This is a genomic window from Micromonospora sp. URMC 103 (assembly GCF_051386435.1).
Taxonomy (GTDB): Bacteria; Actinomycetota; Actinomycetes; order Mycobacteriales; family Micromonosporaceae; genus Micromonospora.
This window is the reverse complement of the sequence record NZ_JBPQTR010000005.1, coordinates 1,652,023-1,678,657: the sequence shown is the minus strand read 5'-3', so window position 1 is coordinate 1,678,657 and position 26,635 is coordinate 1,652,023. Positions and strand designations below refer to the sequence as shown.

Here is a 26,635-nt window from a genome sequence, read left to right as displayed (position 1 = left end):
TCCGGCTGACGTCGCGGCGCCCGTGACGTGATGTGGGCGACTACGCCCGCACCCGCTTGACATGAACTCGGGTTGAGGTTCTAGCGTCGCTGTGGATCAAGGAGCGGTGCGGGATCTGGTGCTCCGACCCGGGCGCATCAGCGCTCGGACCCGGACGACCCGCGCCGCGCCGAGAGACGACGTCGTCAACGGAAGGAATCCGATGGGACTCGCGCACCTCCTTCGTCCGCGCACCGTCGTGAGCGCGCACTGTGATCTTCCCTGCGGGGTCTACGACCCGGCCCAGGCGCGGATCGAGGCTGAGTCGATCAAGGCCATCTGCGAGAAGTACCAGGCCAACGACAACGCGGAGTTCCGCACCCGGGCGCTGATCATCAAGGAGCAGCGAGCCGAGCTGGTCAAGCACCACCTCTGGGTGCTCTGGACCGACTACTTCAAGCCGCCGCACTTCGAGAAGTACCCGGAGCTGCACACCCTGTTCAACGAGGCCACCAAGCTGGCCGGCGCCAGCGGTGCGAAGGGCTCGGCGGACCCGGGTGTGGCCGACCAGCTCCTCGCGAAGATCGAGCAGATCTCGACGATCTTCTGGGAGACCAAGCAGAGCTGAACGCGCGACGCGCCCGGTCGGCGGCCCCTGCCGGCCGGGCACTCCGCGGCGCCGAAACCGCCGGTTTCCGCCCAACTATGATCGGACAGACAACTCCTCACCTGCCGCGCTCCACCGAGCGCGGCACGTCGCGCAACCCGTTCAGGAGGGGCGCATGCCATCGCGTACCGATCTCGTCGAAGACCTCATGGGCCGGTTCCCGCACGTGCCGCGGGAGGCCGTGATCAAGGAGGACCTGCTGCGTGGCGGCCTGGCCTTCGACGACTCGGCGTTGACGGACAACGAAAGCGGTGACGTCAAGCCCAAGTCGTACTTCATCTTCTCCTTCGACCACCGGACGCTTCCGGAGCTGGGCGCTGCCGCCCTGCGCCGCCCCCCGGAGGAGATCGTGCTCACCGGCGGCCCGTACGAGCTGCGCCGCACGGTGGTGTCGGTCCGCACCAACCCCGACTCGCCGTACCGGGTCCGGCCCGACGACGACGGTCGGCTGATGCTCTTCCTCGACGGGCGGCCGATCGCCGAGGTGGGGCTGCCCCCGATGCCGGACTACTACCGGCACACGCTGGCCAACGGCAAGTCGGTGATGGAGGTCGCTCCCACGATCCAGTGGGGCTACCTCATCTACCTCACCGCGTTCCGCGTCTGCCAGTACTTCGGCGCCAAGGAGGAGTGCCAGTACTGCGACATCAACCACAACTGGCGCCAGCACAAGCAGGCCGGGCGCCCGTACACCGGTGTGAAGCCGGTCGACGAGGTCCTCGAGGCGTTGGAGATCATCGACCGGTACGACACGACGCGCGCGTCGCAGGCGTACACGCTCACCGGCGGCAGCATCACCTCGAAGGTCGATGGGCTGGCCGAGGCCGACTTCTACGGCCGCTACGCCCAGGCCATCGAGGAGCGGTTCCCCGGCCGGTGGATCGGCAAGGTGGTCGCCCAGGCCCTGCCGCGGGCCGACGTGCAGCGCTTCCACGACTACGGGATCCGCATCTACCACCCGAACTACGAGGTGTGGGACAAGCGGCTCTTCGAGCTCTACTGCCCCGGCAAGGAGCGGTACGTGGGCCGGGAGGAGTGGCACCGGCGCATCCTCGACTCGGCCGAGGTCTTCGGGCCGCGCAACGTCATCCCGAACTTCGTGGCCGGTGTCGAGATGGCCGCTCCGCACGGCTTCACCAGTGTGGACGAGGCCATCGACTCGACGGCCGAGGGCCTGCAGTACTTCATGTCCCGCGGCATCACCCCGCGGTTCACCACCTGGTGCCCGGAGCCGACCACCCCACTCGGCCGGACCAACCCGCATGGCGCGCCGCTGGAGTACCACATCCGGCTGCTGGAGGTCTACCGCGCGACCATGGAGGCGAACGGCCTGTCGAGCCCGCCCGGGTACGGCCCCGCCGGCGCCGGCCGGGCGGTCTTCTCGGTCAGCTCGTTCATGGACAGCCTGCCCGCCGAATCGGCGGTGCCGCAGGGCTGACCGGAGCCGGCGCACCGACGCCGGGCGATGGTCCGGTGATGGAGGTCGCGAGTCGCGCCGACCGGCCCGGGTTGCGGCGGCCCGCCACTGCCGCTGCCGAGGAACGCTGGCCGGAGTTCGGCTTCCACGCCGCCACCGGGCCCGGCCGGCGACCGCCTTACGGTCGCGAAGGCCGGCTGGTCGGGGTCGCAGGCCCCACCTCACCTCACCCACCCCGCTCCGCCATCGCCTACTCAGCGCAACCAACCACCGAGCGGGCACCCCACCTCTTCGCCTCCTTTGCTCTGCACCCAAATACGCACCAGGCACAGTCCGTGACTGGTGCAGATAGAGGTGCAGAGCAAAGGAGCGAATGCGGGTGGGTCGGCTCAGGACGGCCACCACACAAACGCGCTGGTCAGCGCCCGCAAGGCCGGGACGATTCGGCGTCGATGGCAGTGAATCGCGCCAATCCTGAACACGGAGAGTGAGTTCTCCCGCTCGCGGTGTCGGTCTCACGGAGAGCGACTGTCCGCCGTCCCCGCGCCCGACGGACGGCACGGCAGGAAGACGCGGCTCCCCGGCGACGTGGCTCGCGGCGAGCCCTGACCGGGGCGACCTCCGGAGCCCTCGCACTGCTCGGCGCGGCACTCGGTGCCGTCGGTGCGTACCTGGCGTTGCTCGCCTGGCACCACCGGGAACCGCACTGGCTGACACACGCGCCATCGCACAACCTGGTCACGATCCTCGTCGGCCTGCCGCTGCTCGCGTACGTCGGCGGCTGGCTGCTCGCCGGAAGGGAGCCACGAGTCCTGGCACGGCAGCCGCTCGACTGACGCGCAGAGACCAGCCGTTTCCGGTTCGGGGCAGCCCGGTCAGACGGTGGTCGGCGACGGCGGTGCGGGCTCAGCGGCGGGCCTGCGAGGGGGCGACCGCGGCGCTCCGGTAGCTGAGCGTGAGCCAGAGCGCGACGACCGTCGTGGCGATCGCCACCACGAGAGGCGGCGCCAGCAGCAGCCCGGGCGACATGCCGACGATCACGAGCAGCGCCACGGTGCCGCGCCAGGGGCGGTGCGCCCCGTAGATCACGACGCCGAACAGGGTCCGCCCCACGATGTGCAGGGCCATGCCACCCACGATGACCAGCGACCACGCCGCCTCCACGCGCCCGAGTGGTTGGCGGATGTATATCTCGGCGCCGGCCGCCACCACGACCGTACCGGCGATCATGATGCCGTGGCAGTACCCGGCGGCGACGGCGATCCTCGGTGCGGCCCTGTCGACCGCCGTCGCGAGATTCCGTCCGCGCGGCAGAAAATAGCTCCACAGCATGACGGTCGCGGTCGTGAAGGCGAGGACGAAGGCCAGCGTCCGGAAAGCGTCGAAGCCCGCGTCGCTGTAGGCCCGGCCGCTGAGCAGGACCACCGCGCCCAGGGCGATGATGAAGACCTGACGGTACCGCTCCGCGATGTGGTCGCCGATCACCTTGAGATGCGCCACCGGTGCGCGGCTCAGCTTCGGCACCGGCCAACCGAACCAGGCGCTCGCGCCGTCGACGACGATCGCCGCCGCCCACAGCGCGAGCCGGCCCGAGGCGGGAAGGAAGGCCCCCACCAGCCACAGGACGGCGGAGATGCTGAACCAGATGAGGACCCGCGCCGAGCGTGCCTGCAACGGGGAACCGCGCAGCGCCGGGACGATCACGAATCCCCGGACGATGTGGATCCCGGCGTACCCCCCGGCGAACAGCAGGCCGTGGTCCCCGAAAGCGGTGGGCACCGCGGACGCCATCAGCAGCCCGACGAACATGATGACGATGATGAGCCGTTGCAGTCGGGGTTCGTCCGGGTTGAACCAGTCCGTCGACCACGCCGTCGCGACCCAGATCCAGTAGATCCCGGCCAGGAGGACCATCGACTCCGCGACGTTGACCAGGCTGAGGTCGGCCAACAGTCGCTGCGACACCCGCGTGAGAGCGAAGATCATGGCGAGGTCGAAGAACAACTCGTAGGCGGAGAGTTCCTTCGGGTCCTCCCGCTTCCTGGTCAGTCGTTCCAGCGGTGTTCCCGTACGTATCGGCTCGGGGCCGATTCGTCCGAAACCGAGTACGACGCCGAGCAGCACCACGCCGACGGCGCCGGCCACGACGAGCGGCGGTGACCGCAGCAGGACGGGGGACACGCCCGCGATGACCAGCATGCCGCTGATGGCCCGCCAGGGGCGTCGCTCGAAGACGGCCCAGGCGTACAGGGCGCGGCCCACGAGGTAGAGGAAGGGCCCCGCAATGATGGCGGCCGACCACTGGGCTCGGGTCTCGCCGAGTGGTCGGGCGATCAGTATCTCGGCGCCCATGGCCGTGATGACGATCCCGAGAATCATGACCAGGTGCGTGTACGAGGCGCGGACGGCCGCCGAGGACGGTCGCCGGTCCAGGGTCTCCTGCAGGGAGAGCCCCCGCGGCAGGAAGAAGGCGCGGGCCATCAGCCCGGTGGTCGCGAACGTGATGGCGAAGGCGGCTATCCGGACGGCGTCGAGGCGGGTCTGGCTGAGGGTGACGCCGCTCGTCAACACCACCTCCCCGAGCGCGATCACGAAGATCTGCCGGTGCCGCTCGGCGATATGATCGCCGCGTACCCGCAGGTGCTCCTCCGGTAGGGGAGGCATCCGCGGCACCCGCCAGTTCAGCCCGACACCGAGGTAGTCGAGGGTCACCGCCAGTGACCACAGCACCAGCCGTGGCGTCGCCGGCAGGAACGCACCCGCGATCCACAGGATCGCCGTCGAACCGAACCACGTCGCCGCGCGCACCGAACGCGTGCCGAGTGGGTGACCGTGCAGTGCCCCGATGATCGACAGGTGCCGTACGAAGTGCGCCGCCACGTTCGCCCCGGCGAAGACGAGCCCGTGCCGGCCGAAGGCCTCGGGTATGGAGGCGGCCGCCACCAGCCCCGCGAACATCATCCCGATGATGATCCGCTGGATGAACGGCCCTTCCGGGTTGAGCCAGTCGGTCGTACGGGCCGCGCCGACCCACAGCCACCAGACGGCCGCCAGGAGGACCAGGGTCTGAAGCGAGTTCTCCCAGTCGAAGTCGCGCAGGAATCGCTGTGACAGCTGCGTGAGCGCGAAGATGATGGCCAGGTCGAAGAAGAGTTCGACGAAACTGATCCGGTGGGTCTGCTGGGCGCGTCGGAAGAGCCCGTCCACCCTGGTCCGCGCCACAGCCCGTCCGTCTCGCCGATCATGCTCCCGGACATTCGTACCACGACGGGGGCGGTGGCCGGGCTGTTATGCCACGCAGCCGGAGGCGTCGACCGGCGGGAAACGCTTCCGGGAATTCGGGCGGAGCCCCGTGGCGCCGGCGGCGGACTACCCGGTGTGCACCGCGGTGAGATCCGCCAGGCCGGAGATGGTGAGGACGGGCGCCAGCAGGGGGGTGGCCAGGATCTGGATCTGGTCGGCGTGCGCGAACAGGGCGGCGAGCCCCGCGCTGTCGAGGTACTCGACCTTCGTGAGGTCGACGACGAGTTGCCCCTTCGTGGCGCGCACGGCGGCGCCGGCCAGGGCGGTGGCGAACGTCTCCGCGTTGCTCATGTCGATCTCCCCGACCACGGCGAGGACGCACGTGCCGTCGGGACGGCTGCTGGTGGAGAACGTGAGCGGCGTGGTCATCAGGAAATCCTTGCCTGCATGTCGACGGTGGTACCGGCGGCGCCGGTGGTGATCGTGACCTGGTGCATCAGGGTCCGCATCAGCATGAGTCCTCGACCGCGGTAGGAGTCGACCGCGGACTGGGGGGCCTTCCAGCGGCCGGAGTCGATCACGGTGAGGCGCAGGTCGTCCGCGGTGGCGGTGGCCCGCAGCCGGATCTGGCCGCCGGGCCGGTCGCGGTGGCCGTGCTCGATGGCGTTGGCGCAGGCCTCACCGGCGGCCACGAGCAGGCTGTGCGCGGTGGACGGGTCCAGGCCGCAACGCTCGAGCCAGCGGCGCAACTCGCGCCGGACGGGGGCGAGGCGGGTGGCCTCGGCGGGGAAGTCGAGTTCCAGTGGGCCGGGGTGACGGTAGAGGAGCAGCGCGACGTCGTCGTCGTAGCCGCCGTCCGGGGCGAGCCGGTCCATGACGCTGCTGGCGAGGTCCTCGATGGGAGCCGTCCGCCCGTCCTGGACGGCCGCGGTGGCCCGGTCGATGCCGTCGTACAGCGGTTGCCGGCGGCGTTCCACGAGCCCGTCGGTGTAGAGCATCAGCGTGGCCCGCGCGGGCACGGCGTACTCGGCCTCGGGTCGTTCCGCGCCCAACCGGACCGCGAGTGGCCGGGACCGTCCCTGGTCCAGCAGGTGCGTGGCGCCGTCGCGGTGGGCGACGATCGCCGGGGGGTGCCCGGCACTGGAGTAGCGCAGGTGCCCGGTGGCGGGGTCGAGGATGCCGCAGAAGACGGTGGCGCAGCCCGCGCCGGGTAGCGCGGCGGCGAACCGGTCGAGCGCCGTCAGCGTCTGGGCGGGACTGGTGTCCTGGAGCAGCAGGGCACGGCAGGCGCTGCGGAGCTGACCCATGACGGTGGCCGCCTGGAGGCCGTGGCCCACGCAGTCCCCGACGACGATACCGATCCGGCCGTCGGGAAGTTCGATGGTGTCGTACCAGTCGCCGCCCACCTTGAGCGGGCGTGTCGCGGGCGAGTAGCGGACGGCGAAGCCGCTGGGCAGTTGGGCGGGGCCGAGGATCGCGCGCTGCAGGGCCAGGGCCGTCTCGCGCTGCTGGTCGATCTGGTGGAGGCGGTGCAGCCCCTGGCCGAGATGGCCGGCCAGCAGCGCCAGCAACGTCTCGTCCTGGTCGGTGAAGGGACGCGTGTCGCCCGGGTCGATCCAGAGGACCATCGTGCCGTCGGGGTGCTCCAGCGCGATGCCGGCGCCCGTCCCCGGTTCGGTGACCGGGCTGAGCAGCGGCTTGTGCCGCAGGGCGGTGATGGCCTGGCGGACGTCCTCCGGCAGGGCCCCCCACCGGAGCTGCGGGTCCCGGGCCACGACGCTGGGAACGTCGGAGCCGTCGAAGACGGCGGCCAGCACGTGTGTCGCCTGCCAGAGCTGCTCCAGCTCCTCGAGGACCCCGTGCAGGACGTCGGCGAGACCGTCCGCCTGCGCGAGGCGCATGCCGAGGGCCGCCATGGCGCTGTCCCGCTGGACGGCGTAGTGCTCGGCGGTGACGTCGCGGAACGTGCCGACGATGACGCGGCGTCCGCTCTCCGGATCCTGGACCTGGTTGAAGGAGGCCGCGACCCACAGCCGGTGCCCGTCCCGGTGGGTCACCGGGATGGTGTACGTGCCGTGGGGCTGGTTGAGCAGGGTGGCGAGGGCCTCGGCCACCTGCTGGTGCGCCTCGGGATCGGCGTCCTCGGCCGGCCACCAGGGCGGGATCGGGAGATAGGGCAGGCCCTCGGGGCCGTAGCCGAGGATCTCGGTGAAGGTGGCGTTGATCTCGATGACCGCGCCGTCCTCGTCGCAGACGAAGAACGCCTCCTGCAGCGAGTCGACCAGAGCGGTGCGCCAGCGGGCGTGGTGGTTGCGCAGGCGGGCCAGTTCGACGTTGGCCCGGACCCGGGCCAGCAGTTCGGCCGCGGAGAAGGGCTTGACGAGATAGTCGTCCGCGCCCGCGTCGAGGCCCTCGATGGACGCCTCCTGCCCGGCCCGGGCGGACAGCAGCAGCACGGGGGTGCCCGCGGTGCGCGGGTCCGCCCGCAGTGCGGCCACCAGCTGCAACCCGTCCAGCCGAGGCATCATGACGTCGCTCACGATCAGGTCGATCGCGTCGCTCCGTGCCGCTTCCAGCGCGGCCTGGCCGTCGACGACCGCCTCCACCCGGTGGCCGGCGGAGCGCAGCAGGCGAGTGAGGTACTCCCGCATGTCCGAGTTGTCGTCCGCGATGAGGATCTTGGCCGACGGGTTCCTGGCGGGAGCGTCGTCCAGGCCCGCCGCGTCCGGGGGCGTCTGATCCTCCGCCGGCCCCGAGGGCAGCCAGCGGAGGGCCTCCTGCACGAACGGGTCGGCGGTGGCCGACACCGCGGCCGCGCCGTCGGCGGAGATCAGGGCGTCGTCCGGGAGGTGAGCGGTGCCGAACGGCAGACATATCGTGAACGTGGTGCCCTCGCCGACGGCGCTGTCGGCGGAGATGGTGCCTCCGTGCAGACGGACCAGCTCCTGGACGAGGGCCAGGCCGATCCCGCTGCCCTCGTTCGAGCGCGCCCGGGCGTTCTCGATCCGGTGGAACCGCTCGAACAGCCGCGGCATCTCCTGCTCGGCCACGCCGATGCCGGTGTCGGCGATGGTGACGACCGCATGCTTCTCCTCGGCGCGCAGCGCGACGCGGACGGAGCCCTCGAACGTGAACTTCAGCGCGTTGCTGAGCAGGTTGAGGACGACCTTCTCCCACATGCCCCGATCGATGTACACCGGCTCGGGAAGCGGCGGGCAGTCCACGTCGAGCGTCAGCCCCGCCCTCTCCATGGCGGAGCGGAAGACGCTGGCCAGTTCCGCGGTCGTGGCGGCGAGGTCGGCCGGCTCGTACCGGGCCTGCATGCGGCCCGCCTCGATGCGGGAGAAGTCCAGCAGGCTGTTCACCAGCTTGCCCAACCTGAGCCCGTTGCGGTGGATCGCCTCCAGCTCGTCGCGTACCCGCTCGTCCGCGCCGTTCAACCGCGTACGCAGTTCCTGCAACGGTCCCATGATCAGCGTGAGCGGTGTGCGGAACTCGTGGCTGATGTTCGAGAAGAAGGCGGTCTTGGCCCGGTCCAGCTCGGCCAGCTCCTCGGCCCGTCGCTGTTGGGTGCGGTAGCTGCGGGCGCTGCCGATCCCCGCGGCGACGTGCCCGGCGGTCAGCTCGAGGAACCCGCGGTAGCCGTCGTCCAGCGGCCGGTACCGGTTCAGCCCCGCCACGAGGAATCCGTACGGCGTGCCGCCCTGCTGGAGCAGCGGCACCAGCAACGCCTGCGTGGGTGGCTCGGACCAGTCCCCGGCGGGCAGCGCGCCGAACCGGTCGCCGTCGAGCGGTACCAGCACCGGTCCCGTCCGCGTCAACTCGGCGGTGGGCCACACGCCGTGCGGGTCGTCCACGGGCAGCGTCTCCGGTGCGGCCGGATGCCCGGCGGCGATCCCGGTCGCTCCGGCCAGACGTGCGGACGACTCGTCCTCGAACAGGTAGGTTAACGTGAATGGCAGGTCGCGCAGATTGCGGGCGAGCTGCCGGCTGGAGAAGGCCAGCATCTCGTGCTCGGTGCGGACCACGCTGGGATCCGACCCGAGGTCCCGCAGCGTCGCCATCCGCCGCTCGCCGACGACCCGCTCGGTGTCCTCCCGCACGACGCACAACATGCCGACCAGCGCGCCGTCGTCGTCCCGCAGCGGGCTGTAGGAGAAGGTGTGGTACGTCTCCTCCGGGTAGCCGGACCGTTCGAGGAACAGCAGCAGCGCCTCGTCCCACGTCGCGTCGCCCGTGCTGAGCACCGTGTCGATCCGCGGGCCGATGTCGTCCCAGATCTCCGCCCACACCTCGCTCGCGGGCCGGCCCAACGCCCACGGGTACTTCCGACCCAACGTGTCCCGCCGGTAGGCGGCGTTGCAGAAGAAGGTCAGGTCCGGCCCCCACGCCATCCACATGGGAAACCGGGACGACAGGAGGATGCTCACCGCCGTCCGCAGGCTCTGCGGCCAGCCGGTCGGCGGCCCGAGGGGCGTGGCCGCCCAGTCCACCGCCGCGAGGTCCCGGCCGATCTCACCGCCGGCGCTGAACACGTCGGGCTCGACCCATGCCAGCGGTGGACGATCAGCACTGCTCATCGCTACGACTTCTCCTCATGTCAACCGCACAGGCGAGCCATCCCCGGCAACGGCGGGTGACCGTGGGTACCCCGGGAGGTGGGGCGGCGACACGCCGGAGCTGATGGAGCGAGAGACGCCACACACCTGTGGACACGGTCCTACCACAGATCAACTCGGCAGGCCCGGTGCGGCCGCCAGTCTCGCACACGCGGCGGTGACGGGCGCAGGTGAGGAAAGTCGGGTTTGCCGCACGATCCTGGGGGCACAGGGTTGCCCGTGATCCTCGGACGTGGTCTCCGGGGCATCGTCTTCCGCCGACGTGCCGGGCGGAGAAACGCGGACCGGCGGAGGATCTGACATGACGGAGATCCACGACTATCTCGCGGCCCACCGGTCGGACATCGTCACGGAGTTGACGGAGTGGATGCGGCTGCGCTCCGTCGCGGGTGTCCCCGCGCACGCCGTCGAACTGATCCGGTCGGCGAACTGGCTGGCCGCCGTGCTGCGCGACACTGGCTTCCCCGTGGTGGAGGTCTGGGACGGCGAAGGGGCGCCGGCCGTGTACGCCGAGTGGTGCGAGGCGCCCGGTGCGCCGACCGTGCTGATCTACAGCCACCACGACGTGCGGGCCGCCAAGGACGAGCAGTGGACGGAGTCGGCGCCGTTCGACCCTGTGTTGCGCGACGGTTACCTCTACGGCCGGGGCGGGTCCGACGCCAAGGGGCAGGTCCTGAGCCACGTGTGGGGGCTGCGCGCCCACCTGGCCACCAGCGGCCGGGACGTGCCGGCGGTGAACCTCAAACTCCTCGTCGAGGGCGAGGAGGAGGTCGGGTCGCCGCACCTGGCCGACCTGCTGGAGGAACACCGCGAACGCGTCGGAGCCGACGTCGTGGTCTTCTCCGACACGCTGCTGTGGCGGGCGGATCACCCGGCGATCTGCACCAGCCTGCGCGGCATGATCAGCGCGCAGCTCACCGTCTACGGACCGCTGCGCGACGTCCACAGCGGGACGGTGTCCGGTCCGGCGCCCAACCCGGTCGTCGAGTTGTCCAAGCTGCTGGCGGAGCTGCACGACGACAAGGGCCGGATCACGCTGCCGGGCTTCTACGACGACGTCGCGGAACCGTCCACCCGCACCCGCGAGGACTACGCGGCCCTGCCCTTCAGCGAGGAGGACTGGCTCGCGCGCACCGAGACCCGCAGCGTCGGCGGCGAGGACGGCTACACCGTGCTGGAACGGCTGTGGGCACGGCCCGCCGCGGAGGTGATCACCGTCGTCGCCGGCGATCCGGACGGCGTGTCCCGCGGCGCGGTGCCGGCGGAGGCACGCGCGGAGGTCAGCATCCGGACCGTGCCGGACCAGAAGGTGGCCGACGTCGCCGATCAACTCCGCCGCTTGGTGGCGAGCACCATCGGCGACGGGGTCGCCTACGAGCTGACGATCTCCGAGGAGACCGCGCAGGAGCCGTACCGGACCCCCGAGGACAGCCCCTGGCTGGGTGCACTGGCGGAGGCGATGCACAAGGGCTTCGGCTCCGCGCCCGGACGGATGGGGAACGCCGGAGGCGGTCCCGCCGACCTGCTCGCGACGACCCTGCGGGCGCCGGTGCTCTTCTTCGGCACCGGCCTGCCCGAGGACCGCTGGCACGACAGCGACGAGCGGGTCTCGGTCGACGTGCTGCTCAACGGCGCCGCCACGCTGGCTCACCTGTGGCCACGACTGGCCGACCGTGACCAGGTCTAGGCGATCGCGCCGAGGAGAACGGGACCATCCCCGCGCCGCCGGCGTGGCCGGCAGGAGGAACCTTCGATGACCATCGCAGCTCTGCCTCACCACCGCCGCGCCGGGGGCACCGACCGCCCGGATGCGCCCACCCTGGGGGTGGAGGAGGAGTTCCTGCTCCTCGACCCGGGCACCGGCGACACCGTCGCGCTCGCCGACGAGGTCGTCGCGGCGCTTCCGCCCGCAGCCCGGGCGAACAGCCGCCCGGAGCTGCGGTCCAGCATGATCGAGATGGTGAGCCCCGTGTGCGGGACGCTCGCCGAACTCCGTGGGCAGCTCGCCGAGCTGCGGCGTGCCGCCTCGACGGCCGGCGCCGCGCTCGGGGCGTCGCTCGTGGCGGTCGGCGCCACCCCGGCCGCCGACCCGCACCGCGACGTGCCGCCGGAGCCCCGCTACCTTGGCATGAGCAAACGCTTCGGGTCGGTGGCGCACGATCCGGCGGTGTGCGGCTGTCACGTGCACGTCGGCGTGCCGGACCGCCGCACCGCGGTGCAGGTCTGCAACCACCTGCGCCCCTGGCTGCCCGTGGTGCAGGCGCTGGCCGCGAACTCGCCGCTGCACGCCGGCGTGGACAGCGGGTACGCCAGCTGGCGCAGCATCCAGTTGCTGCGCTGGCCCAGCCTCGGGCCGACGCCCCACTTCCGCGATGCCGAGGCGTACGACCGCACGGTGGCCGCCCTCATCGCGTCCGGCGTGATGATGGACGAGGGGATGGCCTACTGGTACGCCCGCCCGTCACGCCGCTATCCCACCGTGGAGGTGCGGGTCGGTGACGTGTGCCTCACCGTCGACGACGCCGTGCTGGTGGCGGGGCTCGTCCGCGCGCTGGTGGCCACGACGATCGACGACATCCGTGCCGGCGTGGAGGCCCCGGAGATCCCGGACAGCCTTGTGGCGGCGGCGCACTGGCACGCCGCCAAGCACGGACTGGACGGCACGTTGTTCGACCCGCGCGGCGGCACGACGCGGCCGGCGTGGGACCTCGTCGACGACCTGGTCGCCCGGGTGGAGCTGGCGTTGACGCGGCACGGGGACCTTCCGTTCGTCACCGCCGGACTGGCCCGCCTGCGCCGGGAGGGCAACGGGGCGACGCGCCAACGCGAGCGGTACCGCCAGGTCGGCGACGTCGGCGGTCTGGTCCGCGCCCTCGCCCGCGAGACGGCGGGGCCCCCGGGCATCGTCTCCGCCGCCTAGCAGCCCGCCCGGCGCCGGGACGGGTGTCGGCGCTCGCCGTCGTGCGGGTCGCCCCGCCGGTACGGGCCAGGCCGTTCTGTCCGAAATCATGCCCGTTGTCGCCTGGGCCCGCATATGGTCGGGACGTCATCTTCCCGACCGGCGCGGCACCGTCGCGCGCCGGGAAGCCGGCGCACCGACGCGTACACCTTCCACTGGAGATGCGATGACCGCTGCGACGCCGCTGGCGGTGACGGTCGCCGACGCCGAGGCGTTGCGAGCGCTGCCGACGTCCGCTCGTCCGCGGGTCGACCCCGCGGACGTCGTCGTCCCGGCGGGGTACCGCGTCGAGGTCGTTCTCGTCGGTCTGTCGATGCCCTGCGGCATGGGATTCGCCGACGACGGCACCCTGTTCGTGCTGGAGGGCGGAAGCACCTGGCCCACCCGTCCGTACGTGCCCGCCCGCATCCTCCGGCTCGACCCGCAGGGACGCCTCGACGTGGTGGCGGAAGAAGGCCTGGGCGGGCCGCGACACGTCGCCGTGTACGGCGACACGATCCTCGTGTCGTGCAAGGGCGGCCGGAACGCCCGGATCGACCGGATCAACCTGACCAACGGCAGGCGCGACGTGCTCGTCGACGGCCTGCCCAACGGTGGTTGGCACGAGCCCGGCGGTCCGGTGTTCGGGCCCGATGGCCTGATGTACTTCGCGCAGGGCTCGGTGACGCAGCAGGGTGTGGTCCTGCCGCAGGGATTCCAGGTCGACCTCGCACGACACATGGGTGTCCACGACGTGCCCGGTGAGGACGTCGTGCTCACCGGCAACAACGTGCAGACCTACGACCCGACCGGGCCCTACCCCTACCTCGTCGAGACCGGCCCGTTCAAGCCGTTCGGGACGCCCGCCGGGCGCGGGGAAGTGGTCAAGGGGCAGCTCAAATGCAGCTCCGGGTTGTGGCGCGCCCAGCCCGACGGCACCGAGATGGAGCTGGTCGCGTGGGGCATTCGCAACCCGTACGGCATGGTCTTCGGCGAGGACGGCGAGCTGTACGTCTCCGACAACGACTTCGAGGAGACGGGGGACCGGGCCGTCCAGGCCGACCCGGACCGGGTCTGGCGCATCGACGCCGCCCGCACCCCGCACGGATCGCTCGACCGCCCGGCCTGGTACGGCTTCCCCGACGTCTGCGGCGACGGCCTGCCGGTCTGGCACGATTCGCACCAGCCCCGTCGCGGGACACCGGCCAAGCCGCTCCTCGAGAACCCACCCCCGTGGGCGGGTCCGGCCGTGTTCCTCGAGAAGCCGCACTCCGCGTTGACCGGCCTGGATGTCTCGCGCAGCGACGCGTTCGGCTACCGCGGGCGGCTGTTCCTCTGCGAGTGGGGCACGCTGGCGCCGTTGAACTCACCGGACAGCCGGGACCTCGAGAACGGATTCCGCGTGGTGGCGGTCGACCCCACCGACGGCTCGGCCGAGGCGTTCATGCGCAATCCACGCCCCGGCCCCGCCTCGGCGCTGGGGACCGGCGGGCTCGAGCGTCCGGTCGACGCCAAGTTCGCCCCGGACGGCAGCCTCTACGTACTCGACTTCGGGGTCTCCCGCGTCATGGAGACGACACACGTCTCGTACGGCCACACCGGGGTGCTGTGGCGCGTCGTACGCGATGGGAGCCGGCCGTGAACCGCGCGCTGATGGTGGAGCTCGACGACGCCACCACCACCGCGTACGTCGACCGGGTCGCGCCGTGGCTCGGCACGACCCGCACCCTCCAGTCGGCGTACCGCAAGATGCTGGAGGACACCGCCAACGAGGTCGGCGAGCCGCACATCCACGCCTGGCTGCACGAGATCGCGGACGCGGCGGGACGCCACGAGGCAGCCGTCGACGACCTGTACCGCGCGTTCGGGCTGGAGTCGAAGGCGCGGCCGGGGACCGCCGGCAGCGGAACACCGCTGGTCCCGGCGATGCTGGCCACGGCCCGGGAACTGGTCGGCGATGCGCAGGGTCTCGTGGCGGGCGCGCGCGGCCGGGCCTGGCGGCACCTGCGGATGCTGCTGCTCAGCAACCTCGACGCGATCAGTGGATTCGCCGTCGCCGAACAGCTCGGTCTCACCCTCGGGTGCCCCGCCGTCGTCGACGTCACCTTCCCGATCGTCGCCGAGAAGTCGCGGCACCAACTGCTCATCCGTGAGTGCTACCTGGAGATGGCGTCCAACGCGATCCTGTACCGGCGCGACGTGTGACCACACCGCGTCGTCCGGGTTACCTGATCGTCCTCGCGGGCGTGCCGGCGGCGATGCTGGCGGTCTTCGCCCTCGTCGAGGCGTACGACGTCCCGCTGCTGACCGACCCGTCCCCGCTGCTGCGAACGGCGGGTCCGGCCGCGGCCGCGGCGGCGTTGGCCCTGCTGCTGGTCGACGTGGCGATGCCCGTGCCGTCGAGTCTGATCATGGTGGCCAACGGCGCGTTGTTCGGCGTGGTTCCCGGCGCCCTGCTGTCGACGGCCGGCGGGCTCGGCGCGACGCTTGTCGCCTTCGCCGTGGGCAGACGCGGACGGGGGACCCTCGCCCTTCTCACCACGGCGGCGCAGCGTGCCCGCGCGGAGGCGCTGCTCGCACGTTACGGGCTGCTCGCCGTCTGCCTCACCCGGCCGGTACCGGTGCTCGCGGAGACCGTCGCGGTGCTCGCCGGAACCTCGCGTCTCGGCTGGGGCCGTGTCGCGCTGGCCGGCGCCGCCGGCGTGCTCCCCACCGCCTTCCTCTTCGCGGCGGCCGGCGCCGCCGGGGAGACGGCCGGCCACGGCCTCGCCCTCCTCGCGCTGCTCGGTCTCTCCGCGGTCTGCGCCTGGGTGCTGGGCCGCCGTGTCACCGCCGGTGGGCCTCGCCGAGGGCGCGGGCGATCCGCGCGTGCTCGTCGTGTCGCAGCGTCGTCGCGATCCGCACGTGCGACCGTCCGTCGCCGGACACCGTGAACGGCGCGCCGGAGGCGATGCCGATGCCGTCGGCCGCCAGCGACCGGATCGCCGCCGCGGCGTCGCGTACGGGCACCCAGACGGAGAGCCCGGCGACGCCGGTCGGCGTCAGCCCCTGCTCGCGCAGGGCCTGGACCATCTGCTGGCGGCGATCGCCGTAGGTGGCCCCCGCCCGGCGGATCGTCTCGCGGGTCTGCGGGTCGGTGAGCATCTGCGCCAGGGCGCGTTGGGTCAGCATCGAGGGCCAGCCGCCGCTGGCCTTCTGCCGGGCCCGTACCCGCGAGACGACCCGCCGGGCCCCGGCCAGCGCCCCGACCCGGAGGTGGGGTCCGTGCGACGCGTTCCAGCTACGGACGAGGAGCGTCTGGCCCGGCAGGAACTCGCCGAGCGAGACGTCGGGAGTCGGGGCGAGCGCGTGGGCCGTGTCCCGCTCCAGGATGAGGACGTCGTGATCGGCGAGCATCGGCACGAGCGCCCGGGCCCGCCGGCGCGACAGCGCGTGGCCGTGCGGGCTCGCCATGCGTGTCTGCAGGAGCAGCATGCCGGGCCGGGTGGCCAGGGCCGTCTCGAGCGCCTCCGGCAGCGGGCCCTCGTCGTCGCAGCGCACCGGCACCGCCTGGGCCCGGTGGTCCTCGACGATGTCCAGCAGGGAGGCGTCGGCGACCTCCTCGACGAGCACCCGGTCGTGCGGGTGCAGGACGACGCCGGCGACCCTGTGGACGGCGTCGTGGGCGCCGCTCGTGACGGTGAAGTCCTCGGCCGCGAAGGGCCACGTTTCGCGCAGCACCGCCGCCAGGTGGACGTCCGCGGTGTCGTCCGGGTACGTCCGCCAGTGCGTCCGGGCCACGGCCGTGGCCATCGGGCCGGCCAGATCGGGCACCAGAGCCGGGTCGGGAAAGGCCGTGGAGAGGTCGAGCCGGACCGGCGGCGGGGGCGGGAGGCTGGCGGAACGCCGGCCCGCGAGGGTGCCCGGGCCGCGTACGACGCTGCCGTGCCTGCGGTCGCAGTGGATGAGGCCGCGCCGGCGCAGTTGGGCCCACGCGGAGGCGATCGTCGTGGGCCCCACGTGCAGGGCCGCGGCCAGCGCGCGCACGGTGGGCAGGGGCAGGCCCTGGGGGAGCCGGCCGGCGTGGATGAGGTCACCCAGGCGGTCGGCGATGCCGCGGGCGGACCGGTCGGTGACCATCAATGCGAGTGTGCTGGCGTGCAAACGTTCCGGTCGGCGCGCGGACGCCGGATCGGCGGCCCGGTCGAGCGTGTCGGTCAACCGTGGTTTTGACACCTCGGCGATCATGGCTATTGATACCGCGTGGGCCGAACCCGCGGCAATGATTTTGAGGCATTCTTGAGCTTTCCGGGGTGCTGGCGGAAAAGCGAACAAACGCGAACAGCGGAGCCACTGTGGAGATCGACGCCCACGGCTACGGTTCAGCCACGGTCCATCTATGTGGATTGATGTCGAGTCGGGAGGCCCGCCGATGCTCAAGACCCGTCCACCCCTGTTGTACGCCGCCTGCGCGGCCCTGCTGGCGCTGGTCGGAGCCACCGCGACCGCACCAGGCGCCGTCGCCGGCCCCGGCCTCACGCAGGCCGCGTCGTCCGCCCGCGCCGCGGACATCCCCACCCCCGAGCAGCACTTCGGCTTCGCGATGGGTACGGAGGGAAAACTCGCCGCCTATCCTGACGTGCTGCGCTACATGAAACTGATCGCCGAACGGTCCGACCGCGTCGACTACCAGGCCATCGGGCCGACGACGATGGGCAACGAATACGGGACCGTCATCATCAGTTCCCCGAAGAATCTGCGCCGCCTGGACCGCCTGGTCGAAATCAACCAGAAACTCGCCGACCCGCGCCGGACCACGCCGGAGGAGGCCCGCCGACTGGCCGCGGAGGGGGTGCCGTTCTACCACCTGGAGGCGACCATCCACTCCAGCGAGGTCGGCAACGGGCAGGCGATCAACGACATCGTCCACCGGCTCGCCACGGAGGACTCGGACTTCACCCGGAAGGTCCTGAACAACTCGGTCGTCGTCCTGGTGCCGTCGCAGAACCCCGACGGCCAGCACCTCATCATCGACCACTTCAACCGGACCGCGGGCACCGACTACCGGCGGACCTACCCGGACCTGTACCACAAGTACACGGGCCACGACGACAACCGGGACTGGACGATGTTCACCCAGGTCGAGGCGCGGTACCGGCTCGCGTTGGAGAAGAAGTACCGCCCCGCGATCGTGCACATCATGCACCAGAAGGGCAACACGGGCAGCCGGATCTTTGTCCCGCCCTACGGCGGCATCACCAGCGAGAACGTCCCGGCGAACATGACCACCTCGGTCTCCGCGATCGGCCAGCACGCCGCCCGGGCGCTCGCCGCCGCCGGCAAGACCGGGGTGGGCAGCCTCGACTACCACATCTTCTGGACCCTGGAGCAGCCCGTCGGGTACTTCCCGTTCACCGGCTCCGGTGTCTACCTCACCGAGATCGCCTCCGTGACCGACTACGCGTACCCGCAGGTGTCCTCGGACGGCCGTCCACTCGGCCCCCAGCAGGCCCGGATGAGCCTCGTCGAGCCGTACCGGTCCCACACCTGGACCCTTGCCGACATCGTCGACTACGCCAAGATCGCCACCTACGCGGGCATGGAGTACACCGCGGACAACGGCGAGAAGCTGCTCTACGACAACCTGTTCGCGGTGCCGCACGAGTACCTCACCAAGGGCGTGCCGTCGGGCACCTTCGCGTTCGTCGTCGACGCCGAGCAGCGTGACCCGTACGCGACCTTCGAGATGCTCCAGCGCCTGGAGTGGACGGAGGTGGAGATCGACCGGGCGACCTCGCCGTTCGTCGCCGACGGCAAGCGTCACGAGGCCGGCTCCTACGTCATCAGGATGCACCAGCCGCGCGGCAACTGGGCGCACCAGGTGCTCGGCGCCGACCGGTACCCCGAGGTCCGCGACTGCGGCGACTGCCCGGTGCTGCTGCCGTACGCCGAGGCCACGACGAGCCTGCCGCTGCAGCTCGGCGTCGACGTCGCCGAGGTCCGCACGCCCTTCGAGGCGCAGATGGAGCGGGTGACCTCGGTCCAGCCGCCGCAGGTGACCATGCCGGCAGCCCCCGGTCCCAAGGGCGCCTACCTGGTCCGCCCCGAGTCGTACGGGACGGTCCAGATCGTGTCGGCGCTGCAGGACGCCAACATCACGACCTTCCGCGGCGGCCGGGCGTTCCGCGCGCAGGGCGCCGACTACCCCGCCGGCACCTACATCGTGCCGGCCACCCCGCAGGCCCGTAACGTCCTGGCGACCGCGTCGGCCAAGGTCGGCCTCCCGGTCACCGCGACCGACCGCGCGCCCAAGGTTCCCGGGGTGCAACTCAAGCCCAAGACCCGCGTCGGGCTGCTGCGGGGTGTCGGGAACATGCCCGGCGGCTGGGACATGTGGCAGTTCGACCAGTACGGCATCAACTACGACGTGGTCGGCGCCCAGGACTTCCAGCGGAAGTCGCTGAACGAGCTGTACGACACGATCGTCGTCTCCTCCGGGGTGTCCCGGGACGACATCGTCGAGGGTCTCGACCCGGCCGAGTACGACGAGGCGTACTCCTGGGCCTACGGGGTGGGCGAGAAGGGCTGGCGCAAGCTCCAGCAGTTCGTCCGCGACGGGGGCACGCTGCTGGCGATCGGCGACTCGGTGCAGACCGCACAGCAGCTGCTCGACCTGCCCATGAAACCGGCACTGCCCGAGGACGACGACGAGTTCACCACCGGCGGCAGCCTGCTGAACCAGGAGTTCGACCCGAACCACCCGGTCGCCTGGGGGATGCCCGAGTCCTGGCCGGTCTGGCTCTACGACACCCAGGCGTGGGAGCTCACCGACAACTCCGGGCAGGTGGTGTCGAACTACCCGGCCGAGGGTGAGGTCCTCGCGAGCGGCTACCTGCGCGGCGCGGAACACATCCGGGGCGCCGCCAACGTCGTGTCCTTCACCGTCGGCAAGGGCCAGGTCGTGACGTACGGCAGCGAGATCACCTTCCGGAGCCTGCCCCGGTCGCAGTTCAACCTGCTCTACAACGCGATCTACCACGGCCCGGCCGCCGAGGTCGACGCGACCGCGCTTCAGCAGTTGCGGCCGCGGTTCGGCCCGGACCGCACGGTGGCACCGCGCTAGCGACGACACGCACCTGACGCACCAGAGGGGTCGGGGTGGGACCGCGAGGTCCCACCCCGGCTCCGCGTCGGCGGATCCCGGCGGCCGGGGAGGTTCGCGTCGGGGCCCGCACGTTCATCCGGGGCGAGGCCCGCACGTCGCTGACGTCTTTCGGCGGGCAGGCATAGCGACGGGGGGTTCACCGCGTGTGAGGGTGTGACACGAGGGAGGCAATGGATGGACGGCGAGGCCGAGCGGGAGTTCCGGGACTACGTCGCAGCGCGGCAGGCTGCCCTGTTCCGGGCCGCGCTGCTGCTCACCGGGCACCGCGAAGACGCCGAGGACCTGTTGCAGACCGCGCTGGCGAAGCTGGCCGGGCGCTGGACACGGCTGCGGCGCTCCGACTCGCCTGACGCGTACGTCCGCAAGATCCTCTATCACCAGCAGGTCAGCGTCTGGCGGCGGATGCGGTACCGGCGCGAGATCGCGTACGCCGAACCGCCCGAACGGGCCGACGACGCCGGCGACCCGGCTGTCGACACGGCCCTGCGGTTGTCGCTGGCGCAGGCGCTGCGCGGGTTGACGCCCAAGCAACGTGCGGTGATCGTGCTGCGCTTCTACGAGGACCTGCCCGAGGCCGAGGTGGCGACGATCCTGTCCTGCTCGGTCGGCACGGTGCGCAGCCAGACGCATCGCACCCTCGCACGCCTTCGTGTCTCCTGCCCCGAGCTCTCGCTGACGAGGGAGACCACGTGAACAGCCACATCGAAGAGAACCTGGGCCGTGGGTTGCGGGAGCTGGCCGATGCGCCCGCGCCGGTGGGGCTCGCCGACCGGGCGCTGCACCGCGCTCGCCGCGCGCGCCTGGCCGCGGCAGTGGGGAGCGGATCGGCAGCCGTCGTGGCGGCGCTCGCCGTGGCCGCGCCGTTCGTGTTCTCCGGCGACGAGCGCGACCAGGCGCCGCCGGCCGCCGCCCTGCCGAGCCCCGGCGGCGACTGTGCCCCGCTGCCGAGCCTGTCCCCGGACCGTACCGGGGGCGCGCAGAAGACCTGGCCGGACTTTGTCCGGGTTGCCGTCGAGCGGCTGCCGGCCGGCGGGGACTACGCGCTGGAATCCGCGTACGGCCCCTGCCATCCGGCGGACGTGAAGGCCCCGAACGCGTACGCGGTCGTCACCATCGGCCCCGACGGCGCGGACGGCCGGCTCACGATCAGACTCGACGACGGCACCTGGGGCGAGAACGCGATCGTCAGCCCGACGACGTGCTCCCAGGCGAACCAGATGGAGGTGAGCGGCGAGGGGCGCGCGGCGGGCAAGCTGGTGTTCTGCGAGGAGGCCACCGCACAGAGCCCGATCGTGTACGGGATCGAAGCCCCGACGCGCGAGCTGACCGTGCTCGCGTCACTCGACGACGGCCGTACGGCGTGGGTCTCGTCCCACCCCGCGACCGTCGGTGGCCCGTCGGAGGTCTCGCCCGACGACCTGCGCGATGTGGTCACCCAACTCCTCCGCTTCGCCCCGACCCGCTGACACCGCCGTCGCCCCGCGTCGCCCTCGTGCCACCGGCGGGGCGGGACCACACATATCGATAGATGTCGCTACGCTCCTTGCATCTGATGGTGAAGGAGGGACATCGTGCTCCGTTGCCGGATCGCGCTCAGCACCGCCGTCGCGGCGCTGCTCGGCGCCGCCATGCTCGCCCCCGCCGCCCAGGCGGCCCCGTCCACCGACGTCACCGACGCGGTGACCCGGAAACTGCTCGGAGAGGCCGGCCGGCTCGGCGGCCCCGCGCTCGACGCCGCCGAGGCGTCCGACACGCGGGTGACGGTGACCCGCCGCGCCGGGCGGTCGTGGGCCTTCGGCACCGCCGTGGTGGTCGCCCCGCACCGCGCGGACGCGTACCCGGCCGGCTGGCTGTTCGTGGCCCGTGCCGGGAGCCACGGTTGGCAGGTCGCCTTCGACGGCGAGGCGGCCTTCGCCGACCTCGCCGCGGCGGCCCCCACCACGGTCGTCCCCACGCGGGAGAAGGAGGTCCTCGCGACGCCCACCCCGGCGTACGCCGGCGGTGACTACCGCACCGGCATGCGCCTGCCCTACGGGGTGGGCCAGTCGTGGTACCTCACCGGCGGCCCGCACGGCTGGGGTGGCAGCGAGAGCCCGTGGAGCGCCGTCGACCTGTCCGGTGGCGACCAGCGGGTGCTCGCGGCGCGCGGCGGCACGGCGTACACCATGTGCCAGGGCTGGATCCGGGTGATCCACGACCGTGGCTACGCCACCGACTACTACCACCTCTGGAACAACGTCAACGTCAACGGCGCCGCGGTCGGCGAAGGCGCCTACCTCGGCGACACCGGCACGGACGTGACCTGCGGCGGCGCCGCGAGCGGCCGGCACGTCCACTTCGCCCTGCGGCAGAACAACGCGTACGTGCCGGTGCACGGCCACAACCTCGGCAAGTGGGTCCTCATGCCCGGCGGCGCCACCTACCAGGGGTACGCGCTGCACGGCTCGGCGCAGGTCAACGTCGGCGGCGCGCTCTACAACCACGGCGCGCTCGGGCTCACCCAGGGGGTCGTGGACGCCAACGGCGGAGGCTCCGTGAACAAGCGCTCCGGCCCCGGCACCGGGTACGCCGTCGCCGGCTCGGTCGCCGACGGCGCGACGGTGAGCATCGCCTGCTCCGCGAACGGCACGACGCACTCGGGCCGGTGGGGCACCACCGCGCTGTGGAACCGGCTCACCGACGGCACCTGGGTGTCCGACGCCTTCCTGTGGACGGGGGTGGGCGGTGCGGTCAACGGCTACTGCTGACACCCACCAGACCGGGCATTCTCTGATTCGCCACTCAGTGGCCGGTCGCCGGGGCCCTCGCGAGGGATCCACCATCGACCGGCATCATGTCCGGCGTGAGTTCGACCGTCGCCGCTCTGCTCGGCTCCGCGATCACCGCTGTCGCCTCGCTGTCCGCGCTCACCGTGCAGGGCCGGTGGAGACGACGACAACGACGGCGGGCCGAGCTGCGGCGCGCGTACGTCCTCATGCTCTCCGGCGCCCTCCGCCTCGCGCACAAGGCCGAGGCGCTGCGGCAGGCGACGCAGTGGCGCTCCGGTGTGCGGGAGCTGGGCAACCCGCTGCTCGGCGGCCACAAGCCGCCGGACCCGATGGTGCTCCACGACTGGCTGGCCCGAGACATGTCGACGGTGGAGACCGCCTGGTCGGAGATCTGGACCAGCGGCGACCAGGACGGCATCGCCCTCGCCAACGGCCTCATGGCGGCGTTCGACGCCGTGTTGGACGCCGCCATGAGATCCGGTGGTGTGGAGGCGTTCGACGCCGCCGACGAGATGCTGGTCGCCGGCCGCCGCCTCGGCGAGGCGCGCCGGCAGCTCGCCCTGCACGCCCGCCGGGTGGCCCGGCTGGGACCCCGGGACGTGGACCTGTTCACCGCCCGCGAGTACGGCCCGCAGGCGGGCTGACGCCAGCGCGGGGCGCGCAGTTGGGCAGGCACACCGACCGCAGCCACCTTGACGTCCCATCAGGACCGATTACTTTGGGACACGTGACCGACGGGCGATTCAGGTGACCGCTCTGCCCTTCAACCGGCCCGGCCGCTTCTGGCGGGGCAATCTCCACACCCACTCCGACCGCTCCGACGGGGCCCTGTCTCCCGAGGAGATCGGACGCCGCTACCAGGAAGCCGGATACGACTTCCTGGTCATCACCGACCACTTCCGAGCCAAGTTCGGATTTCCTCTGACCGACACCCGGCCGCTGCGCACGCCCGGGTTCACCACCCTCCTGGGCGCCGAACTGCACCCTCCGCGCACGGAGTTCTCCTCCGAGTGGCACATCCTCGCGGTGGGCCTGCCACTCGACTTCCCACCACCCCGGCCCAGCGAGACCGCACCGCAGCTGGCGCGGCGGGCACGAGCCGCTGGCGCGTTCATCGGCATGGCCCATCCCGCCGCGTCCCTGCTCACTGCCGTCGATGCCGAAAGCCTGGACGCGGCCCACGCGATCGAGGTCTACAACGCACTGTCGGCACGCGAGGACCGGGGCGACAGCTGGCACCTGACCGATGTCCTGCTCAACCGGGGACGCCGGTTGAGCACCTTCGCTGCCGACGACGCCCACTTCCAGCCCCAGGACCCGCCCGGTTGCGCGGCCTGGGTCCAGGTACGCGCCGAATCCCTCGCTCCCGAGGCGCTTCTCGCCGCGTTGAAGGGTGGCCACTACTACTCGAGCACCGGCCCGGAACTGCACGACATCCAGCTCGATGACGGATTCATCACGGTGCGCTGCTCGCCCGTCCGGAAGGTGTTGATCACTGGTGGTGATCCGGGTGCGCAGGTGGTCCAGGGCGAGGCGCTGAAGGAATGCTCCCTACCGGTAGCGATGTTCAGGCGTGGCTGGTGCCGGGTCACGGTCGAGGACATGGACGGTAAGCGCGCCTGGAGCAACCCGATCTACCTGTGAGCGGGCGCTCGCCGCTTCTACGGTCCGGCAGCGTCATGACCGAACGGCGCGGTGGGCAGCCGCCCGTCCACCGTGCCACACCGGCGTCTCGCCTCGTCTCAAGCCGCCACGCCGTCGACAAGGCTCGTGGGCAATGTCGGGGGTGCTGTCTAGGGTGTCGGGATGGTCGATCCGCGCCAGGTGACACACTTCCGCGCTCGGGCCCAGCAACTCGACCGGGCCGAGGGCACGCTCGACGACACCGCCGTGCTCGACATCGGGGTGCAGGACACCGGCCCGGACGGCGGCCGGTGGGCGCTCGCCGCGCGCGGGGTCGACGTGGCGGCGTTGTCCGCCGAGCACCTGGTCCTGCTGTGGACCGTGCGGGGCGCTCCCCACCTCTACCGCCGGGCCGACGTGGGCCGGGTGGCGGCCGCCGTCGAGCCGTTCTCCGACGCGGACGCGGGCAAGCGCATCTACGACGCCGCCCGGCCGCTGAAGGCTGCCGGCATCGGCAACCTGGCCGCCCTCGACGAGGTGGCCGCGCGCATGCGCGCCATCGTCACCGAGCCGACGGTCAAGGGCGACGTCTCCGGCCGTCTGGCCGAGGTGATGCCGCAGCCCTATCTACGGTTCTGCCGGCCCTGCGACGCCACCCACCTCTACGAGATGCCGTTCCGGCTGGCCGCCGTTCGGGCCGGCCTGGAGTTGCGACTCGACACGTCGCCGCCGGTCCTGGAGCGCATCCCGGGGTTCACGAAGGCCGGCGCCCCGGGTGACGCGTTCGACCTCGTCCGCGCGTACCTCCGGCTCCTCGGCCCGGCCACCCCCAAACACGTGGCCGACTACCTCGACGCCCCGGTCAAGGACGTGAAGGCGCGCTGGCCCGACGACGCCGTCGAGGTGAGGGTCGCCGGCGAGTTCCGTTGGCTCCTAGCCGCGGACGCGCCGGCGCTGGAATCCGCCGAGGCCAAGGCGACCCGCCTGCTCGGCCCGTTCGACCTCTTCCTCCAGGCCCGGGACCGGGCGACCCTGGTGCCCGACGCGGCCCACGCCAAGGAGTTGTGGCCGGTGCTGGGTCGCCCCGGCGCGGTCCTGGTAAACGGGCAACTGGTCGGCGCCTGGCGCCCCCGCAAGTCCGGCAGGACCATGACGGTCACCGTCCGACCGTGGCAGAAGCTGTCCGCCGCCGCGCGTACCGCCATCGGCGAGCAGGCCGAACGCCTCGCCGCACACCGGGCGGCCTCCCTGGCCGGGGTCGAATTCACCGCCTGACGACCGCCCGGGCCCCCTCGGCAACCGCGCCGTTTCGGCCCGGAGCACGGGGGAGTAGGGCGAAGGATGTAGCGCGATCTCCTCAGCCGGCAGGACGCCTCAGGGCGAGGGCCTGACTAGCGTCCTTTCCGATCGAGTGCGCCTGCGTCCCCTCATCCAGGAGGTTTCTCATGGCCCCTGCCCGTAAGAGGCTGCTGACCGGTTCGATCACCTTCGTGGCCGGCCTGGCGCTCTGGCTGTTCGGCTCGGACGAGCACGTCCTCGTCCTCACGCCGTCCAAGCTCGGCGTGGTCCTGATGATCATCGGCGGTGCGGAGACCCTGTACGGCGCCTACACGAGCGTTCGCGGCCGCGACGCGACGCGCGGCTAGGACGGCCGCCCGAAGCTCCCTGAGCAGCCCGCCCGGGTCCTCGTGCCCCATCACTTGTCCCACTGGCCGTCGTCCGGGTGGTGCCGCCGACCTCGTGTCGCCCGGTCGCGCTGCTATCGGTCGATCATCCGCCGGCGGTTCCGTTCTGCGGCGGTTCGGCGCCGCGCCGTCGGCGCTGCCCGGTGTCGCGGACAAGCGTGAGAACGATGACGAGAAGGCCGAGTAGGGCGACGACGGCGTTGCCGGTCGTGAGGAACACGGCCTCGCCGACGGTGGCGTGGTCGAGGTGCGTCAGGTGGAAGAAGAAGTGCGGTATGGCGAAGGTCGAGAACGCGGCGGCCGCCGGAATGGTGAATGCGGCGCGCGGCACGGCGAGGGCGATGCCGAGGACCACGGCGAGGCCGAGGGTGGCTCCGCCGAAGTCGCGCGCGTAGTGCTCGCTGAACGGCGGGTTGAGGGTCACGGTGGGGAAGTTGTCGTAGAAGCTCCTCGGGAAGGCCTGGTTCCAGAACCCGACGAGGAGTTCGTCGAGGAAGAGGATGGCCAGGGCGATCCGGATCAGCGTCGTCACCAGAGGGCCTCGTCTGCGGT

21 protein-coding genes are annotated in these 26,635 nt (G+C 71.8%); 16 read left to right on the top strand and 5 right to left on the bottom strand.

Annotation, left to right across the window (positions count from 1 at the left end; genetic code table 11):
• Positions 1-202: 202 nt before the first annotated feature.
• The 3 genes from sodN (at position 203) to ACSNOA_RS20765 (ending at position 2,899) form a co-directional block, all read left to right on the top strand.
• Positions 203-607 carry a superoxide dismutase, Ni gene (gene sodN / locus ACSNOA_RS20775; protein WP_436660652.1) on the top strand — a complete coding sequence of 135 codons (405 nt, stop codon included), beginning with the start codon at positions 203-205 and terminating at the stop codon, positions 605-607.
• A gap of 154 nt (positions 608-761) precedes the next feature.
• Positions 762-2,084, top strand: a complete 1,323-nt coding sequence (locus tag ACSNOA_RS20770; protein ID WP_436660650.1) for a radical SAM protein — start codon at positions 762-764, stop codon at positions 2,082-2,084.
• 656 nt (positions 2,085-2,740) lie between these two features.
• Complete coding sequence (locus tag ACSNOA_RS20765) at positions 2,741-2,899, top strand: hypothetical protein (RefSeq protein ID WP_436660648.1); 159 nt, start codon at positions 2,741-2,743, stop codon at positions 2,897-2,899.
• Between the two features lie 70 nt (positions 2,900-2,969).
• Here ACSNOA_RS20765 and ACSNOA_RS20760 read toward each other — a convergent pair whose 3' ends face one another.
• From ACSNOA_RS20760 to ACSNOA_RS20750, 3 genes are all read right to left on the bottom strand, one after another.
• Positions 2,970-5,285, bottom strand: a complete 2,316-nt coding sequence (locus tag ACSNOA_RS20760) for a low temperature requirement protein A (RefSeq protein WP_436660646.1) — start codon at positions 5,283-5,285, stop codon at positions 2,970-2,972.
• Between the two features lie 147 nt (positions 5,286-5,432).
• On the bottom strand, positions 5,433-5,735 hold the full coding sequence (locus ACSNOA_RS20755) for an STAS domain-containing protein (RefSeq protein WP_436660644.1): 303 nt from the start codon (positions 5,733-5,735) through the stop codon (positions 5,433-5,435).
• The gene (locus ACSNOA_RS20750) at positions 5,735-9,886 is read right to left on the bottom strand and encodes a SpoIIE family protein phosphatase (RefSeq protein WP_436660643.1); all 4,152 of its coding nucleotides are present in this window, start codon (positions 9,884-9,886) and stop codon (positions 5,735-5,737) included. Before ACSNOA_RS20750 ends, ACSNOA_RS20755 begins: the two co-directional genes overlap by 1 nt.
• A 340-nt stretch (positions 9,887-10,226) precedes the next feature.
• On the opposite strand from ACSNOA_RS20750, the gene ACSNOA_RS20745 reads away from it, so the two are divergent.
• The 5 genes from ACSNOA_RS20745 (at position 10,227) to ACSNOA_RS20725 (ending at position 15,796) form a co-directional block, all read left to right on the top strand.
• Complete coding sequence (locus tag ACSNOA_RS20745; RefSeq protein WP_436660641.1) at positions 10,227-11,612, top strand: M20/M25/M40 family metallo-hydrolase; 1,386 nt, start codon at positions 10,227-10,229, stop codon at positions 11,610-11,612.
• A gap of 66 nt (positions 11,613-11,678) precedes the next feature.
• Positions 11,679-12,845 (top strand): carboxylate-amine ligase, encoded by a 1,167-nt coding sequence (locus ACSNOA_RS20740; RefSeq protein ID WP_436660640.1) that lies wholly within the window; start codon positions 11,679-11,681, stop codon positions 12,843-12,845.
• Between the two features lie 205 nt (positions 12,846-13,050).
• Positions 13,051-14,505 carry a PQQ-dependent sugar dehydrogenase gene (locus ACSNOA_RS20735; protein WP_436660639.1) on the top strand — a complete coding sequence of 485 codons (1,455 nt, stop codon included), beginning with the start codon at positions 13,051-13,053 and terminating at the stop codon, positions 14,503-14,505.
• Positions 14,502-15,068, top strand: coding sequence for a hypothetical protein (locus tag ACSNOA_RS20730; RefSeq protein WP_436660637.1), 567 nt, complete (start codon positions 14,502-14,504; stop codon positions 15,066-15,068). The genes ACSNOA_RS20735 and ACSNOA_RS20730 overlap by 4 nt, the downstream gene beginning before the upstream one ends.
• Positions 15,065-15,796: a TVP38/TMEM64 family protein gene (locus ACSNOA_RS20725; protein ID WP_436660636.1), complete on the top strand. Its 732-nt coding sequence runs from the start codon at positions 15,065-15,067 to the stop codon at positions 15,794-15,796. The genes ACSNOA_RS20730 and ACSNOA_RS20725 overlap by 4 nt, the downstream gene beginning before the upstream one ends.
• On the opposite strand, the gene ACSNOA_RS20720 is transcribed toward ACSNOA_RS20725, so the two are convergent.
• Positions 15,690-16,982, bottom strand: coding sequence for an aminotransferase class I/II-fold pyridoxal phosphate-dependent enzyme (locus ACSNOA_RS20720; protein WP_436660634.1), 1,293 nt, complete (start codon positions 16,980-16,982; stop codon positions 15,690-15,692). The two genes, ACSNOA_RS20725 and ACSNOA_RS20720, sit on opposite strands and share 107 nt — an antisense overlap.
• A gap of 292 nt (positions 16,983-17,274) precedes the next feature.
• Here ACSNOA_RS20720 and ACSNOA_RS20715 point away from each other — a divergent pair, with 292 nt between their 5' ends.
• The 8 genes from ACSNOA_RS20715 to ACSNOA_RS20680 all read left to right on the top strand — a co-directional run bounded on the left by ACSNOA_RS20715 (position 17,275) and on the right by ACSNOA_RS20680 (position 26,044).
• Positions 17,275-19,965, top strand: a complete 2,691-nt coding sequence (locus tag ACSNOA_RS20715) for a M14 family zinc carboxypeptidase (RefSeq protein WP_436660633.1) — start codon at positions 17,275-17,277, stop codon at positions 19,963-19,965.
• A 216-nt stretch (positions 19,966-20,181) separates the two neighbouring features.
• Positions 20,182-20,700 carry a SigE family RNA polymerase sigma factor gene (locus ACSNOA_RS20710; RefSeq protein WP_436660631.1) on the top strand — a complete coding sequence of 173 codons (519 nt, stop codon included), beginning with the start codon at positions 20,182-20,184 and terminating at the stop codon, positions 20,698-20,700.
• Positions 20,697-21,473: a hypothetical protein gene (locus tag ACSNOA_RS20705; protein ID WP_436660630.1), complete on the top strand. Its 777-nt coding sequence runs from the start codon at positions 20,697-20,699 to the stop codon at positions 21,471-21,473. The genes ACSNOA_RS20710 and ACSNOA_RS20705 overlap by 4 nt, the downstream gene beginning before the upstream one ends.
• 105 nt (positions 21,474-21,578) lie before the next feature.
• Entirely contained in the window at positions 21,579-22,754 is a 1,176-nt protein-coding gene (locus ACSNOA_RS20700; protein WP_436660629.1) for a peptidase M23, read from the top strand.
• Between the two features lie 95 nt (positions 22,755-22,849).
• Positions 22,850-23,419 (top strand): hypothetical protein, encoded by a 570-nt coding sequence (locus ACSNOA_RS20695; RefSeq protein WP_436660627.1) that lies wholly within the window; start codon positions 22,850-22,852, stop codon positions 23,417-23,419.
• A gap of 103 nt (positions 23,420-23,522) precedes the next feature.
• Complete coding sequence (locus tag ACSNOA_RS20690) at positions 23,523-24,419, top strand: PHP domain-containing protein (protein WP_436660626.1); 897 nt, start codon at positions 23,523-23,525, stop codon at positions 24,417-24,419.
• A 162-nt stretch (positions 24,420-24,581) separates the two neighbouring features.
• Positions 24,582-25,673 carry a winged helix DNA-binding domain-containing protein gene (locus ACSNOA_RS20685; RefSeq protein ID WP_436660624.1) on the top strand — a complete coding sequence of 364 codons (1,092 nt, stop codon included), beginning with the start codon at positions 24,582-24,584 and terminating at the stop codon, positions 25,671-25,673.
• Positions 25,674-25,843: 170 nt separating this feature from the next.
• Positions 25,844-26,044, top strand: a complete 201-nt coding sequence (locus tag ACSNOA_RS20680) for a DUF5708 family protein (RefSeq protein ID WP_436660622.1) — start codon at positions 25,844-25,846, stop codon at positions 26,042-26,044.
• 124 nt (positions 26,045-26,168) lie between these two features.
• Here ACSNOA_RS20680 and ACSNOA_RS20675 read toward each other — a convergent pair whose 3' ends face one another.
• Complete coding sequence (locus ACSNOA_RS20675; RefSeq protein WP_436660620.1) at positions 26,169-26,615, bottom strand: hypothetical protein; 447 nt, start codon at positions 26,613-26,615, stop codon at positions 26,169-26,171.
• Between the last annotated feature and the right edge of the window lie 20 nt (positions 26,616-26,635).